Here is a 15,845-nt window from a genome sequence, read left to right on the forward strand (position 1 = left end):
GTTTCGGAACGCCGTCGAGCATGGCTCGACGGGCAACCAGACTACGTCTGGTGACGCTGTGGAACACGGTTCCACAGGCAACCGGACTGCGTCCGGTGACGCCGTCGAGCACGGCTCGACAGGCCGCCGGGATGCTCCCGGCGACGCCTCCGCAGACGGGGCGTCGAAGGACGCGGCCGACGACCTGACCGTCCGCGTCGGCCCCACCGAGACCGGCTTCTACGTCGCCGACGACGGCCCCGGAATCCCGGTCGACGAGCGCGACACCGTCTTCGAACACGGTCACACGACCTCCGAGTCCGGGACGGGCTTCGGGCTCTCTATCGTCGAGAGCATCGTCGAGGCCCACGGCTGGGACATCGAGGTCACTGCGCCCGAACCCGACCTCGGCGGCGCGCGGTTCGAGTTCGACATCGGCGGCGTCCGCTCCGAGGTCGAACCGCGCTTCTCGCTCAGCGACGACTGAACCGTCGGCGCGTCCGACCTCCCCGTCCCTATTCTTCTTCCAACAGCCGCTTCGTCTCGGCGTGTCGCGCGCGGAACATCCCCTCGAAGCCGACGCCGCCGAAGACGCCCGCGAGGTCGCCGAGCGGGCCGAACGGTAACTCGTACTCCACGCGGTCTTCGAGAATCGTCTCGTCGCCGTCGGCGACGAACCGGTGGGTGTGGACCCACCGCGAGAAGGGGCCGCCGACCATGTCGTCGCGGAACCACGCCGTTCCCTCGCCCGACTCGCGGTCGAGGATGCGCGAGGTCCACCGCTGGCGCGGGCCGACGCTGAACGGTCGCATCGACATCTCGATTTCCGTCCCGGAAACGAGTTCGTCGGGGTCCTCTTCGCCGTCGGGGCCGCGGACCGACTCGATTTCGAGGTTCATCCACGCCGGGGTGAGCGCCTCCAGTCCGGACACCGCGGAGTGGAACTCCCAGACGCGCTCGAGCGGGGCGGCGATTCGGGTTCGACGCTGGTAGACCGGCATACCCGACCGTTAGGCCGGAGACGGAAAAGCGATGCTGGCGGAATCGAAAAAAATCGACCCGAACGAAAGTCGTTCGCGCCGCCTCAGAGCGTGAAGCGCGAGACGGTCGTGCCGGCTTTCGTCAGGTCCTCGTGGGTCGCCGCGGCGACGGTCACCTGGTTCTCGCCGTACTCGATGGCGACTTCGACTTCGAACGTCCCGTCGTCGGGTTCGACGAGTCGGGTCTCGCCGGGCGTCTTGACCGCGACGACGGCGGCGTCGGTCTGTCCGGTGACGACGAGTTTGTCGCCTTTGAAGCGCGTGCTCACGCGGAGCGACGGCCCGTTGGGGCGGTCCGACTCGACGTATCGCTCGCGGAGGAACGCGGGCGTCTCGACGGGTTCGCCGGCCTCGACGCCGTGGGCGAGGCGGATGAACTGGGCCATCGACCACGCCAGCGGCGTCGCGCTGCCGGTTCCCTCGCCGAACTCCCAGTTGTAGTCGGTCGCGTGTTCGCGGTCCCAGACCTGCTCTGCGAGCATGCGGCCGGAGTTGGCGAAGGCGGCCATCGTCCGCAGCAGGTTGTCCGGCGCGAGGTCGCCCTCGTCGGTCCCGGCGAGCAGTTCGTACTCGCCGCGCTCGCCGGTGAAGATCGGCCAGAGCCGACCTTTCCCTTTGGCGTCGACGGACCACGGCGCGCCCTCTTCGTCGCGCTCGCGCTCGCCGTAGCCGTCGCCGTTGTACCGGTAGAACGCCGGCCCGTGGGGCGTATCGACGCGGATGGTCTCGTCGACTTCCTTCACGGAGTTCCGGATTATCTCGTCGTCGGCGGGCTTGATGCCGAGGCGGGTGAGTTCGAGGAAGCCGGCGTCGATTATCTCGCGTTCGTCGAGCGTCGGCCCGTTGTTCGCGAGCGTCCGCAGGTGCCCGGCGTCGGGCTCGCCGTCGCGGGTGACGCGAACGTAGTACGGCGTGTGCGTGTTGCGGTCGGTGCCGGTCCGCGTCGCGGTCCAGTCGTCGACGCGCTCTGTCCAGTCGTCGGCCAGCGCCAGCCAGACGAGCGCGTCCTCGGTGTGGCCCTCGTCCAGCGCGATCGACGCCGCGCAGCCGAGGCCGGCGATTTCGGCCGCGATGGACGACGGCGAGTAACCGGCTTCCTCCTCCCAGCGCTCCTGTGCGGTCGGCGGCCCGTTCCGCGCGACGTAGTCGGCGGAGTACTTGACGTTCTCGTAGTCGTAGGCCACGTCGTCGAAGGCGACGCCGCGTTCTTTGAGCATGTACGCCATCACCTGCGGGAACGAGATGTTGTCCATCTGCTCGCCGCCCCAGCGGGTACGTCCGTTGAGGTAGGTGTTCTGCGGGATGAAGCCGCGGTCGTCCTGCTGGTAGGTGTAGATGTACTCCAGCGCGTCGATGGCCGTCTCGACGTCGCCGACGGCCTCGAACACGGTGAAGACCTGATAGAGGTCGCGCGACCAGACGAAGTTGTAGCCGTACCCCTTGGCCTCCTCGGCCGGGACGGCCTCGCCCCACGGCACCGACGGCGAGGCGAGCCCCGCGCCGAGGTAGGTCTTGTCCTCGACCGCCCGCAGGCTCATGAGCGAGGTCTTGTACTGCGCCGCGAGTTCGCCGTCGTCGTCGACCGAGCCGGGGAGCTCCTTGTCGGCGAGGAAGTCGGCCCACGAGTCGGTGTAGGCCGCCCGAGCCGTCTCGTAGCCGCGGGTGAGCGCACCGGCCGCCTCGCCCAGCGCGGCGGCGGTGTCGGCGTGTTCGGCGAAGCCGAGCGCCAGCGTCTCGCCGAGTTCGTCGCCCGTGCCGATGCGCCCGACGAGCACGACGTTCTCGTCGTCGACGCGCTCTTGGGCGCTCGGGAGTTCGCCCTTCGAGAAGAAGTCCGCGAGGTACCGCGAGCCGGCGACGCCGACGGTGGCCCACTCGAACCGGCCGGCGGCGGTGAGCGCGATGGCGACGCTGTACTCCCTGCCGTCCTGGTCGATGAGAAGCGGTTCGTGGCCGTCGCCGGCGTCGAACGCGCCCGCGTCGCGGGCGACGAGGTGATAGCTCCCGAGTTGGCCGAGGCGGATGCCGCGGTCTTTCGTCCCGGTGTTCGCCAGCGCCGTGTCGGCGATGGTGTACAGCTCGTAGTCGTCGCCGTCGATGGACTCGAACTGCACGTCCGCGAGCATCGCGTCGTGTTCGGGGTCGATGACGTACTCGACGGTGAGTTCCCACTCGTGGCCGCGACCGTCGCCCGTCTCGGTGACGACGTGGCGGAAGACGAGCGCGTCGTCGTCGACGATTTCGGCCCGGCGTTTGACCGTGTCCGCGTGGTCGTCCCGCCGGGTCTCGTTGTGAGTGCGCGCCGTGTACTCGTCGTCGGGGTCGGCGTCGACGACGAGGAAGTCGAGCGTCCGGAGGTTCATCAGGTCGACCCGCGGGAAGCGGACCTCGGTCAGCGCGCCCTCGGTCAGGGTGAACCAGACGCGCGAGGGGTCTTCGGCGTAGTGGTCGGCGACGGTGCCGATGCCGTACTTCTCGCCGGTCGTCCACCGCGGTCGGTTCTCCGGGCCGGTCGGCGCGGGCTTCGGCGCGGGGAGCGCGTCGATGTCGGCGAGGATGGCCGTCGTCTCCATCCGAATGGCGTGGGGCCATCCGAGCGGCGTCGCGCTGTCGAAGGTCCCGTCGTCGAACACCTGCTCGGCGAGGTAGCCCGCCTCGGTCGTGAGGGGGCCGTCGGGTTGGAGCAGTTCGTAGAGGTTCGTCGCGCGCTCGACGAACCGGCGGCCGTCCTTGCCGATGCGGTCGCAGAGGACGCCGAACTTCGCGGCGGCGTTCGCGCCCCACGCGGTCGAGACGGACCAGACCTTCTCGCCGTCCTGTCCGTCGGCGCGCCAGTAGTCGTCCTCGAACCGGACCAGTCCGGCGACGTCGCCGCGGGGGTTGCGGTAGAGCCCCTTGAGCGTCGCGGCCATGTGCTTGACGAGCCGGTTCGCGGTCTTCGATTCGACCTCCTCGATGTCCGCGTAGGCGTCGATGGCGTCGACGAGGGCGAACGTGGCCGAATCGAGGCGGTCGTCGAGTTCGCCGTTCCGGTCGATGCGGAGGGCGTAGACTTCGCGCTCTTCGGACCACAGTTCGTCGAGCCCCTCGTACACCGCGGTCGCCTGCTCGGCGGCGCGCTCCCGAAGGTCGTCGTTCACGGGCGCGGTGGCGACCGTGGCGTACGCTTGGAGGAACGTCGCGGCCGTGTGCGTGAACCGGCCGCTCATGTTCTCCCACGCGTTCTGACAGGGCTTCGGAAGGCCGTCGGCTTCGAGGCTGCTGTCGAGCCCCGACACGCCGGCGGCGACGGTCGAGCGGATGCGACCGACGAGTTCGTCGTCGAGGTCGTCGCGGCGCTCGGCGAGGAGCGACGCGAGCGAGGCGACGACGCTCGCCGTCTGGTCGGCCTGATACTCCTCGTCGCCGGAGCCTTCGACGCGACCGTGAGCCCAGCCGGGGGCGACGGTTCCGTCGACGGCCCAGACGCGGTGTGGCCACGTGCCGTCGTCGAGTTGCGTCTCGCAGTAGAACTCAGCGCTCGTCGCGAGGCGGTCGCCGAGCCCGAGGCGGAAGGCGTCGTCGGCGTGCGCGAGCGCCTGCGTAACCTCGGCGTCGTCGCGGAACCAGGTGTAGCCGTAGCCGCCGGAGTGGGCGTAGAACGGGTCGAACTCGGGGCCGGCGATTCGCGCGCCGCTGGGCGCGGTCAGAAGCGACAGCGCCCGGAGGTCGGCGCGGACGATTCGCTCGCGCGGCGTCCCGTCGGGGACGAACACCTCGGCCTGCTCGCGGGCGGCCTCCCGGAGCGCGTCGGCGGTCGCGTGCTGGACCGAACAGTGTCGGAGGTCGGCGAGGGCGTCGGTCCGAGCCATCTCGTTGTGGTCCGAAAGCTGGGTGACGAGAGTCGTCCGCGCGGCGCGGCCCTCCTGTTCGAGCGGGGCGCTGACGACCACGTCGCCAGAGAGGTGGGTGTCCTCGTAGCGTTCGAGGACGGCCTCCCGCGGGAAGTCGAAAGTGTCGTCGGAGAGAATCTCGTCGAACCGCTCGGGAATCTGGCCGCGAACGTCGGTGAGCCCGGTCGACGCGGTGACGTAGTCGTGTTCGTTCCGGTGGAACACCTCGACCGCTTGGGTGTCGTTCGGGCCGCCGGCCTCGTGGATGAGGCGGCCGACCCGCGTCTCTCGGCCCTCGGGGGCGAAGGTGAGAAAGGCGGTCAGGTGGGCGTCGGTGGGGATCGCGCCGCGAAGCTCGACGTGAGTCACGTGGGCGCGACCGAGCGTCAGGTCGTACTGGTGGACGGTGTACTCCCCGGCGTCGTACTCGGTCTCGACGAGGCTCGTCTCCCGGTAGTAGTGCTGTCGCACGGACTCCAACTCGTCGAACCAGTGCGTCTCACCGTCCGCCTCGATGCCGAACCGAGAGCGGTCGATACCGTAGAGGCCCGAAAGCGAAGCAGAGTAATCCCGGAGAGACCCATCGAGGCCGACGTAGACGAGCCGGTCCCCGTGACCGGAGAACGCCCCGTCCGAGGTCCGACACTCCTCTGGGAAGCGTCCGCCCCGGTCGCGTTTGTATTCGTTTAAGGCGGTCCGAAGTCGCATAGAGGTAGACGAGGGTCTCGAACCATAAGTATTGGCCGCCCATCTTGCATCATTTATGCCCGAAAACCGACGAATTCGGGGGACGCCGAGGCGACTCGGTAGAACCCGTCTCCCACCGGAACCTCGGGTCCATCAGGGGTAAACTCAAAGTCACCCGGCACGTTGATTGTGAGTATGCAACACCCAGGACCGCCGCAGTTCATGGCTGTCGGCGAGTCAGTACAACTCGCACCTCGCGACCCCGACCCCGACGCAGACTACTCGTGGCGGGTTCGGAGCGCGCCGGTCGCCAGCAGTCTCGACCTCGAAGAAGACACCGCAGTCGTCCAGTTCACGCCCGACGCGGCCGGCCGCTACGTCGTCGAACTCGACGCGCCCGACGCGACGCACACGCTCACCGTCCGGGTCTTCCCCGGCTCCTACCTGCCCGCCGGCTCCGTCAGGAGCGGCGCGAGCGGGATGAGCGGGATGAGCGGCTACAGCGGACAGAGCGGCTCCGCGCGCCCGACTGGGTTCAGCGGCGGCGCGTCCGGCTCCGGAAGCGGTGCCGGCGACGCCCAGCGGGGACGGGGCGGTCGGCCGCGCATCAGGCTCGACGCGACCGTCGAAGACGGCGTCGTCGTCGTCCGCGCCGACCCGCAACCGAACCCCGACAGCGACACCGACCGCGACGACCTCGTGGTCGAGTTCGTCGTCGACGACCGCGACGACGTGGACGACGCGGCCGTCGAGACCGAGGGCTGGGAACTCCGCGTCCCGCTTTCGGCGGTCGGCGACCGACTCCGTGTCCACGCGGTCGCCCTCGACGAGACGTACAGCGTGCCCGACACCGTCACCGTCGAGCGCGAGGCCGTCGCCGACGGCGGATTCGCCGAGGCGGAGACTGAAGCGGTCCAGACCGACGTGACCGGCCACGCAGACGGCTCCGGCGCGGGAAGCGCGTCCGTCTCCCGTCCCAACGACCCGCCGCAGTGGGCCCGCGAGGTGACGCTCTACGAGATTTACGTCCGCGGCTACGCCTCGGACGTCGAGGGCGTGGACAACACCTTCGAGGCGCTCGAAACCAGACTCGACTACCTCGAATCGCTCGGCGTCGACTGTCTGTGGCTCACGCCAGTCCTCCAGAACGACCACGCGCCCCACGGCTACAACATCGTGGACTTCTACGACATCGCGGAGGACCTCGGCACCCGCGAGGACTACGAGCGGTTCGTCGAGGCCGCCCACGACCGCGGCATGAAGGTGCTTTTCGACCTCGTGCTCAACCACTCCGCCCGCGCCCACCCGTTCTTCGAGGACGCCTACAAGAACCCCGACTCGGAGTACTACGACTGGTACGAGTGGCAGGAGAGCGGCGAGCCGGGCACCTACTTCGACTGGGAGTACATCGCCAACTTCGACCACCGGAACCTCGAAGTTCGGCGCTACCTGCTCGACGCGGTGGACATGTGGGCCGAGGTGGTCGACGGCTTTCGCTGCGACATGGCGTGGGCCGTCCCCGACACGTTCTGGCAGGAGATTCGCGACCGCGTGAAGGCGAAAGACCCCGAGTTCCTGCTTCTGGACGAGACCATCCCGTACATCGCCGACTTCCACGAGGGCATGTTCGACATGCACTTCGACACGACGCTGTACTTCACGCTCCGGCAGGTCGGCCGCGGCGACGAGCCCGCCGAACGGATTCTCGACGCCGTCGAACAGCGCACGCAGGTCGGCTTCCCCGACCACGCGGCGTTCATGCTCTACCTCGAAAACCACGACGAGACGCGCTACATCGTCGAGTGCGGCGAGGACGAGGCGCTGGCCGCCGCGGGCGCGCTCTTTACGCTCCCCGGCGTGCCGATGGTCTACGGCGGGCAGGAAATCGGCCAGCGCGGCCGCCGGGACGCCCTCGCGTGGGACCACGCCCGCGACGACATCCGCGAGCACTACGAGCGACTCATCGAACTCCGCGACGAGACGCCCGCGCTCCGGTACGACGGGACGTTCCGCCGCATCGACTACGAGACGGACTCCGACAGCGCGGTCGCGTTCGTCCGCGACCACGACGACGGCTCGTACCTCTGTGCGCTCAACTTCGCCCCCGGCGCGACCACGGTCGACGTCGGCGACCTCGCGGTCGACGCGACCGACATCGTCTCCGGTGACTCCGTCGCCGCCGAGGGCGGTATCCGCGTCGATGACGTGGTCGTCTGCCCGCTCGCGTAACGTCTCTCGCCCCCGTTTTTGACCGTCTCGCGTCCCGGTTTTCCCGTCTCGCACCCCGGTACCCACTCATCGTTCGGTCGCCGCTCCGGCTTCGACTCCACCTCTGACTCCGTTCGACCCGACCAGCCCGATTCACCATGAGCACGAACTCTCCCACCCCGACCCTGCACGCCGACCGAACCGACGACCTCGCCTCGCGGTACGAGGCGGTCGTCTGGCGACGCGACCCGTAGCGACCGCCGAGAACTCACCACCAGATTCATATTCTCAGCGTGTTTTTGGACGTATGTCCACAGTACAACTCGGTATATTATCGAATAATATTGGTAATATTGTTTCTATCTGGTCCAGTTCTCTAAACATTCGATAAGTGTTTATGGGGCATTGTGGGCAGAGCTTTTCAATTAGAACTCTGTGCTATCCGCTACATGATGTCCAAACCAATGCAAGAAAACGGCAGAATTGTACACGATTGTGCTACTGTGTCGGAGGTCTGCGTATGGGTCTTGTAAAGATGACCAAGTGGCGGACGCTGCTTCTCGCCACTATCGGGTTCAACTTCTCCTTCCTCATCTGGTTCTCGTTCGCGCCCTTCACGGGGCCGATGGCGGAGGAGTTCGGGCTCTCGCTCGCAGAAATCGGTATCTTGGCGAGCGCGGCAATCTGGCTCGCGCCCTTCGGCCGCATCCTCACCGGCTGGCTCTCCGATAAGTTCGGCGCGCCGGTGGTGTTCGCCATCGTCCTCGGCTACGTCGGGGTGTTCTCGATGGCGAGCGCCTTCGCCGAGAGCTACACCGTGTTCTTCATCGAACGCCTCATCGTCGCCACGGCGGGCATCACGTTCGTCATCGGCATCCAGCACGTCTCCGAGTGGTTCGAAGAGGAGAACCTCGGCATGGCCGAGGGCATCTACGCCGGCGTCGGGAACGCCGGTGCCGCCGGCGGCGCGCTCATCCTGCCCCGCGTGTTCGGCGCGGACTGGAGCGGGCCGCTCTTCCAGAGCAACTGGCGGGCGGCGTTCTTCTACACCGGTATCGTCTCGATTCTGCTCGCGGTCGCCTACTACGTCCTCGGCGAGGCCGCGGCGACCGACGAGCGCCGGCAGGCGACCGCCGACAACGCGACGCTCAAGCAGTGGGTCCACACGGCCACCCGGTACGGGACCGTCGCGCTCGCGCTCGCCTACGTCATGAGCTTCGGTCTCGAACTCTCGATGAACGGCTGGCTCGCCACCTACTACCGCGAGGCGTTCAACACGAACAACCTCGTGCTCGCGAGCACGTTCGCGGCCACGTTCTCCATCGCGGCCGGTCTGCTCCGGCCCATCGGCGGCTACGTCAGCGACGTGCTGGCGCGCAGGGAGATGGATATCCTGCCCGTGTTCAAGGGTCGCTACCGCGAGCAGTGGACGTTCGTGTCGCTCTCGTTCATCGTCGTCTCCATGCTCGCCATGACGCTCGCCGGTCTCTCCGGAGCCGTCCTCATCGCGGTGGCCGCCGGCTTCATGGTCGGCATGGCCTGCGCCTTCGCGGAAGGCGCCATCTTCGCACAGGTTCCGGCGATGTTCCCCAACAGCTCCGGGGCCGTCGCGGGCGTCGTCGGCGGCGTCGGTACCATCGGCGGCATCGCCTACCCGCTCGTCTACTCGTCGGTGCTCCTGCCGAACCTGCACGTCGGCTACGCGCTCGTCGCGGCGACGATGGTTCCCATCGTCCTCCTGAACGCGTGGGTCTACCGCCCGCACATCGCGAAGCGCGCGACTATCGACGGCTTCCTCGGCTCGTCGGGCGCGACCGGCCCGGCGGACGACTGAGCCGCCGACCGCGACGACCGCGACACGTCTGTCCGCGGCACCGACCGCGGACGAAGCGAACGAACTCGAACCGAATCACGGTTTCATTTTTCACCCGATGCCAAGCGCCCGAGAGCCCCCGGCTCTCGCTCAGGCGACGCGCGCGTCGGTCTCGACCGAGACGCCGTCGAGGTAGTCGCCGTCGGGACCGACCCACTCGCCTTCGGTCCCGCAGTCGGTGGTCAGCCGGCAGACGCGGGTCTCCGGCGGCCAGACGACGCGAACCTCGTCGCCGGAGCGCTCGACCGTCACGGTCTGTCGGTACGTGACCGTCTCGCCGAAGTCGCCGACGTAGGTCACCGCGAGGTCGACCTCGCTCGCGCCCGGCGGAATCGACAGCCGCTCGGGACCGAACGCGAGTGGGTGGTTCGTCACGGCCACGCCCGCCGGCGTCAGCGATAGCTCGACGGGCAGGCTCTCGGCCATCGCCGCGTCGTAGCGGGCGTAGCCCTCGTCGGTCTCGACGCGAACCGACACCGTGTTCGTCCCCTCGGGCGCGCCGAGCGTCGTCGTCGCGTCGACCCGCTCGCCCGACAGCACGTCGAGTCGGGTCAGTTCCGGCTCGACCGCGTCCACCGCTCCGGTCCACGTCCCTCGATAAGTGAACCGGTACGGGGTCCGGTTCGTCGCGTCGAGGACCGCGAAGTCCTGTTCGGCCCCGTCGTCGATGGCGTACACCACCGGGCCGTCGAAGCCGGGGTCGTTGCGGAGCGTCTGGAAGGGGTGGGCCGACCAGTCGCCGTAGGGGTCGGGGTGGAAGACGAGCGCCTTCGTCTCGTTGCCCGTCGCGGTCGAGTCGCCACCGAGTCCGATGCCGCCGCCACCGCCCCCGAGACCGCCGGTACCGACGCTCGGAACCGACGGGGTCAGCGGCGGGTGTTCGAAGCCGGCGTCGAGGAGCGGTTCGTAGGTCGCCGCGAGGTTCTCGGTTCGGAGTCGGTTCTCGTCGTAGGGCTCCTCGACGGCCCCGACCGTCACCCCGCCGGCGACGAGCGCCGAGACGAGGAGCACCGAGAAGACGACGCCCCGGGCCTCAGAGGCCGAAAAGCGGCGGTGGGAAAGCCGGCGGAGGAGGCGAGCGCCGGCGACGATTCCGGCCGCGCCGAACACCGCGAGCGGGACGAGCGCGTCGAAGTGGTAGAACGGCCCGAGGAGGTCGATGAGGCCGTTTCGAAGACCGTTGTGCGTCCCCCAGAAGGCGGCGTTGCCGACGAACACCGAGGCGAACACGCCCGCGACGACGCAGGCGAGGGCGTCGTCGGAGAGTTCGGCGAAGGCGCGGTCGCGGCCGCCGAGGCCGTGGTGGCGGCGTCTCGCGCTCCCGCGGAGGTTCCGTCCGGTCTTGTGTCCCCACCAGCGGCGGGCGGTGACGCCGAAGCCGAAGACCGCGGCGACGGTGCCGAACCATCCCATCGGCCCCCAGCGCGTCGCGAGCATGTCGAGCGCTTCGACTGCCGTCTCGACGCCCATCGCGGGCGTGTAGAAGACCTCGTAGCCGAGGATGGCCCGCTCGCCGAAGCCGATGCCGTCCCGCGGGGCGAAGGCGATGTAGGGGAACGTGAGCGGGTCCCCCGTCACGACGGCGTTGTAGGCGAGCGTCAGGCCGACGAACGCGAGTCCGGGGAGCGCGACGGCGGCGTACCGGCGGAAGACGACCCAGCCGGTCCCCGCGCGGCGGGCTGTCGCGAGCGCCCACAGCGAGTGGGCGATGAACGGCAGAGCGAACAGGACGGCGGTGTAGGGCCGGGCGAAGAACGCCGCGCCGACGAGCGCGCCGGCGACGACGGCGTAGCCTGAGGAGTCGCGGCGGGCGGCCCGGACGTAGCAGACGGCGAAGCCGAGGTTGAGCATCGTCGTCGGCGCGTACGCGAGGAACGTCGACGAAGTGAGCAGAAACAGCGGCGAGAGCCCGAGCAGGCCCGCCGCGACGACTCCGGTCGTCCGGTCGAACGCGTCGGCCGTGAGCGCGTAGACCAAGGCGGCGGAGATCGCGGCGATGGCTCCCAACACGAGGTTCGGAAGCCCGAACGCGAGACCGACCGCGAACAGCGCCGGCACGGCCGGCGAGTACTTCGAGTAGAGCTGGACGCCGCCGGGGGCGCTCGGCGTCTCCTGCACCACGAAGAACCACGGTCTGACGGCCTCCGTCAGCGGGCCGGGGTAGAGAAACAGCTTGCCTTCGAGGAGCATCGCGGCCTGCGTGAGATAGACGCCCTCGTCGTCGTTGACGGTGTGGTACGGAAAGAGGTCGACCGCGAACCACGTCACGACGAGTCCGACGAGAAGCGAGACGCAGAGCGCTGCGAGTCGTCGACGCGTTCGCGTCCGGTCGACGTCGATGGAAAAACCGAACGCGAGCCCGCGGACCGCGGCTCGCACGCGGCCACCGAGCGGGAGGGAATCGCCCGTGTTCGAGTCTCGCCGACCCATCCTCAGTCCGAATAAGGGCCGGTCTCGGGGCGCTGTTCGCGCGGGAACCACGCGAGCTCGTGGCCGGCGTCGAGCGTCACCTCGACGCAGCCGTCGGTCGGGACGGTCTCGTCGTGGTTGTGCATACACAGGAGGGTGTCGCCGCCGTGGAGTTCGACCTCGTAGAGGATGGTCGGCCCGAGGTAGCGCTTCCCGACGACTTTGCCGTGGCCCTCGCCGCCGTCGCCGCAGGGGTGGGCCGACACGTCGTCCGGGCGGACGAGGATGTCGATGTCGGTGTCGTCGTACTCGGGCGCGAGGCCGTGTATCTGGTCGCGCGCGACCGACCCGAGTTCGGTTTCGACGACGCCGCCGGCGATGCGTCCCGGCAGGAAGCCCGCGTAGCCGAGGAAGCCGGCGACGAAACGCGATTCGGGGTGCTGGAACACCTGTTCGGGCTCGCCCACCTGTTCGAGGTCGCCGTCGTTCATCACGGCCACGCGGTCGGAGATGGACATCGCCTCCTCCTGGTCGTGGGTGACGGAGACGGCCGTCACGCCGGCCTCCTTGAGGATGCGACGGACCTCCTCGCGCATCTGGACGCGGAGGTCCACGTCGAGGTTCGAGAAGGGCTCGTCGAGGAGCAGGATGGCGGGCTCCGGCGCGAGCGACCGGGCGAGGGCGACCCGCTGTTGCTGGCCGCCGGAGAGCTCGTCGGGGTAGCTGTCGCCTTGGGTCTCCAGTCCCACGAGGTCGAGGAGGTCGCGAACGCGCTCGTCGCGCTCGGCCTCGTCGAGGTCCTTCAGGCCGAAGGCGATGTTCTCGGCCGCGGTGAGGTGCGGGAACAGCGCGAACTCCTGGAAGACGACGCCGACGCCGCGCTCTTCGGGCGCGCGGAAGGTTCCGCCGCCGGAGACGACGTTTCCGTTCAGTCGGACCTCGCCGCCGTCGGGGCGGTCGAGCCCGGCGATGAGCCGGAGCGTCGTCGTCTTGCCGCACCCCGAGGGGCCGAGGAGCGTGAGGATTTCGCCCTCCTCGACGCTGAGCGAGAGGTCGGTGATGACCGACTCGGTTCCGTAGGACTTCGAGACGCCGTCGAGTTCGAGGACGCCGCCGGCGTCCGCGTCGTCGGCCTCGGAGTCGGTGGATTCTGTGCGGTTCGAGCGGTCGGTGGTCGAAAGTGTGCTATTTGACATCGTATCCCTCTTGCGTGATGATGACGAGCATCGAGAGCCCGGAGACGAAAAGCAGGATGAACGCGGGCACGACGGCCTGGCCGAAGTAGCCCTGCTCGTAGGCCGTCCAGATGTGCGTCACGAGCGTGCTGAACCCCGAGGGGCGCAGCAGGAGCGTCGCGGGCAGTTCCTTCATCGTGGTCAGGAAGACGAGCGCCGCGCCGCCGAACAGGCCGGGCGCGACGAGGGGAAGCGTCACGTGACGGAACGCTCCCGACGGGGTCTCCCCGAGCGTCCGCGCCGCCTCGGGGAGCGCGGGGTCGACCCGGAGGAACGACGCCCGGAGCGACCCGATGGCCTGCGGGAGAAAACGGATGACGTACGCGAACACGAGGAGATAGAGCGTCTGGTAGATGGGCGTCGCGTACGAGCTACCGAAGTAGACGAGCGCCAGCCCGAGGACGACGCCCGGCACCGCGTAGCCGACGTAGGTCGCGCGCTCGAAGACGGAACTGAGCCGCGAGGGGTGCCGGGCGGCGAGGTAGGCGACCGGCAGGCCGGCGAGCGTCGCCGCGCCCGCGGTCGCGGCCGCGACGAGGACCGAGTTGAGCGCGTACTCGGGCTGGAACGCGAGCGAGCCACTCGTCGCGGCGACTCCCTGCGCGAGCCACGTAAAGAGGATGCCGAGCGGGACGAGGAGCGCGACGGTGGCGACGAGCGCCGCGAAGCCGAGCGCCGGGTACTTCCACTTCCCGAGCGGCATCGGGCTTCCCGAGCGGCCGCCGGTCGTCGTGCGCTCGTCGCCGCGAATCTGCGATTCGAGGGTCAAGATGAGGAGCGTCACGGCGATGAGCTGAAGCGACAGGAGCGTCGCGGTGTCGCGGCCGAACGTCCCGAACTCCACGTAGATGACGCGGGTGAACGCGTCGAACTTCATGATGGCCGGCGTGCCGAAGTCCGAGAGGACGTACAGCGCCGTCAGGAGCGAGCCGGCGGCCACCGCCGGGCGAATCTGCGGGACCGTTACCCGCTTGAACGACTCCCAGCGGGTGTGGTTCAGGGTCCGCGCGGCGTCGATGAGCGTGGTGTCCATCGACTTGAGCGCGGCCCGGGTGGTGATGAACACGTACGGATACGTGTAGAGCGTCAGCACCAAAACGGCACCGGGTAGTCCGTAGATTTCCGGGAGCGACTCGACGCCGAACGGGGCCAAGAGCCGCTGGAACGCGCCCCGCGGGCCGAACGCCGAGACGAACGCGAACGCGCCGATGTAGCTCGGGATAACGAGCGGCAGCGAGACGACGACGGTCCAAAAGCGTCTGAACGGCAGGTCTGTCCGGACGGTCAGGTACGCCAGCGGGACGCCCAGACCGATGCACGCGGTGGTGACGAGCGTGACGAGGACGGCGCTGTTCAGGAACACCTCGACGGTCGTCGGCCGAGTGACGAGCGCCAGCGCCTCGGCGAACCCCACCTCGAGCGCGGTCTTGACGAGCCACAACAGCGGAACGACGACGGCGGCGGCGACGGCCCCGCTGGCGACTGTCAGGCCGAGCGGTTGCTCGTCGTCCCCCCCACCGGTCCCCGTCTGCTGTTCGGTCGCCATGAGTGAGCTACCTCAGAGAACGCCCACCTCACGCAAGAGTTCCACGGTTCCTTCGAGGTCCGAAAGCTGCGTCAGGTCGAGGCCCTCCGGCGGGCTGAGTTCGTCGATGCTCGGAAGCTCGCCGATGGGGTCGACGCCCGAGACGAGCGGGTACTCGAAGGTCGTCCGCGCGAAGTAGTCCTGCGCCTCGGCCGACAGCAGGTGTCGGACGAAGTTGCTCGCCAGTTCGGAGTCGTCGGCGGTGTCGAGGGTGAGCGCGCCCGCGACGTTGAAAATCGAGCCGGCGTCGCCCGCGGTGAAGGCGGTCGAAAGCGGCGCGTTCGGCCGCCCGGCGAGGATGCGCTGGATGTAGTAGTGGTTCGCGAAGCCCGCGCCGATTTCGCCGTCGGCGACGGCCTGCGAGACGAGGAACTCGTCGTTGTACTCCGTGACGCCGAGGTCCTGCATCCCCTGGAGCCACTCTCTGGTCGCCTCTTCGCCCTCGAGGACGCGCATCGCCGTGATGAACGCCTGGAACGAGGAGTACGTCGGGGCCCAACCGACGTTGTCGCGGAACGCCTCCGTGTCCGGGAAGGCCATGATGTCGTCGGGAATCCCCGATTCGTCGAACTGGTCGGTGTTGAACGGGACGGTCCGGGCGCGGCCGGAGGTTCCGGTCCACTGCCCGTCGGGGTCGTGGAACTCGTCGCGGACGAGGTCGAGCACCTCGCTCGGGAGCTCCTGGGTTCGACCGGCGTCCTTCAGCGCGCCGAGCGCCCCGGCGTTGACCGAGAAGAACACGTCTGCGGGACTGTTCTGCCCCTCGGTCTGAATCTGGTTGACTAACTCGGTCGCCGAGTTGTACCGCGGGCGGATGGTGAAGTCGTCGTAGTACTCCTCGAAAAAGGAGATGAGTTCGCCGACGAGCGCCTTGCCGCGGCCCGAGTAGAGCGTGAGTTCGCCCGAGAGGTCGGGCATCTCCGAGACTGTCTCTTATACACATCTCTGAGCGGGCTG

Annotated in this window: 8 protein-coding genes and 1 pseudogene; 3 read left to right on the forward strand and 6 right to left on the reverse strand. The window is 68.7% G+C overall.

Going from position 1 to position 15,845, the window contains the following annotated elements:
* On the forward strand, window positions 1-466 hold a 466-nt coding region (locus C454_RS13815; protein ID WP_004976551.1), incomplete at its 5' end, for a sensor histidine kinase.
* 28 nt (window positions 467-494) lie between these two features.
* Here the strand turns inward: C454_RS13815 and C454_RS13820 are convergent.
* Both C454_RS13820 and C454_RS13825 read right to left on the reverse strand, forming a co-directional pair.
* On the reverse strand, window positions 495-980 hold the full coding sequence (locus C454_RS13820) for an SRPBCC family protein (RefSeq protein ID WP_004976552.1): 486 nt from the start codon (window positions 978-980) through the stop codon (window positions 495-497).
* An 83-nt stretch (window positions 981-1,063) separates the two neighbouring features.
* The gene (locus tag C454_RS13825) at window positions 1,064-5,599 is read right to left on the reverse strand and encodes a glycoside hydrolase family 15 protein (RefSeq protein ID WP_004976553.1); all 4,536 of its coding nucleotides are present in this window, start codon (window positions 5,597-5,599) and stop codon (window positions 1,064-1,066) included.
* A 174-nt stretch (window positions 5,600-5,773) separates the two neighbouring features.
* Between C454_RS13825 and malA the strand changes: the two genes are divergently transcribed.
* Complete coding sequence (gene malA, locus C454_RS13830) at window positions 5,774-7,807, forward strand: alpha-amylase MalA (protein ID WP_275039252.1); 2,034 nt, start codon at window positions 5,774-5,776, stop codon at window positions 7,805-7,807.
* A gap of 514 nt (window positions 7,808-8,321) precedes the next feature.
* Window positions 8,322-9,620, forward strand: a complete 1,299-nt coding sequence (locus C454_RS13835; RefSeq protein ID WP_004976555.1) for an MFS transporter — start codon at window positions 8,322-8,324, stop codon at window positions 9,618-9,620.
* A gap of 129 nt (window positions 9,621-9,749) precedes the next feature.
* Here the strand turns inward: C454_RS13835 and C454_RS13840 are convergent, their stop codons facing one another.
* From C454_RS13840 to C454_RS13855, 4 genes and pseudogenes are all read right to left on the reverse strand, one after another.
* Window positions 9,750-12,089: a DUF7846 domain-containing protein gene (locus C454_RS13840; RefSeq protein WP_004976556.1), complete on the reverse strand. Its 2,340-nt coding sequence runs from the start codon at window positions 12,087-12,089 to the stop codon at window positions 9,750-9,752.
* 2 nt (window positions 12,090-12,091) lie between these two features.
* The gene (locus tag C454_RS13845; protein WP_004976559.1) at window positions 12,092-13,264 is read right to left on the reverse strand and encodes an ABC transporter ATP-binding protein; all 1,173 of its coding nucleotides are present in this window, start codon (window positions 13,262-13,264) and stop codon (window positions 12,092-12,094) included.
* A complete protein-coding gene (locus tag C454_RS13850; RefSeq protein ID WP_004976561.1) occupies window positions 13,254-14,849 on the reverse strand; it encodes an ABC transporter permease in 1,596 nt (531 codons plus the stop codon). Before C454_RS13850 ends, C454_RS13845 begins: the two co-directional genes overlap by 11 nt.
* A 12-nt stretch (window positions 14,850-14,861) precedes the next feature.
* Window positions 14,862-15,818: pseudogene (locus C454_RS13855) on the reverse strand (iron ABC transporter substrate-binding protein); the annotation flags it as partial.
* Between the last annotated feature and the right edge of the window lie 27 nt (window positions 15,819-15,845).

It is taken from the genome of Haloferax gibbonsii ATCC 33959 (assembly GCF_000336775.1).
In the GTDB taxonomy this organism is placed as follows: Archaea; Halobacteriota; Halobacteria; order Halobacteriales; family Haloferacaceae; genus Haloferax; species Haloferax gibbonsii.

Bases quoted from the DNA above. Each gene is read 5' to 3' on its own strand.
- C454_RS13825 (WP_004976553.1), bottom strand. From the start codon at position 5,599: ATGCGACTTCGGACCGCCTTAAACGAATACAAACGCGACCGGGGCGGA.
- C454_RS13820 (WP_004976552.1), bottom strand. From the start codon at position 980: ATGCCGGTCTACCAGCGTCGAACCCGAATCGCCGCCCCGCTCGAGCGC.
- malA (WP_275039252.1), top strand. From the start codon at position 5,774: ATGCAACACCCAGGACCGCCGCAGTTCATGGCTGTCGGCGAGTCAGTA.
- C454_RS13840 (WP_004976556.1), bottom strand. From the start codon at position 12,089: ATGGGTCGGCGAGACTCGAACACGGGCGATTCCCTCCCGCTCGGTGGC.
- C454_RS13850 (WP_004976561.1), bottom strand. From the start codon at position 14,849: ATGGCGACCGAACAGCAGACGGGGACCGGTGGGGGGGACGACGAGCAA.
- C454_RS13845 (WP_004976559.1), bottom strand. From the start codon at position 13,264: ATGTCAAATAGCACACTTTCGACCACCGACCGCTCGAACCGCACAGAA.
- C454_RS13835 (WP_004976555.1), top strand. From the start codon at position 8,322: ATGACCAAGTGGCGGACGCTGCTTCTCGCCACTATCGGGTTCAACTTC.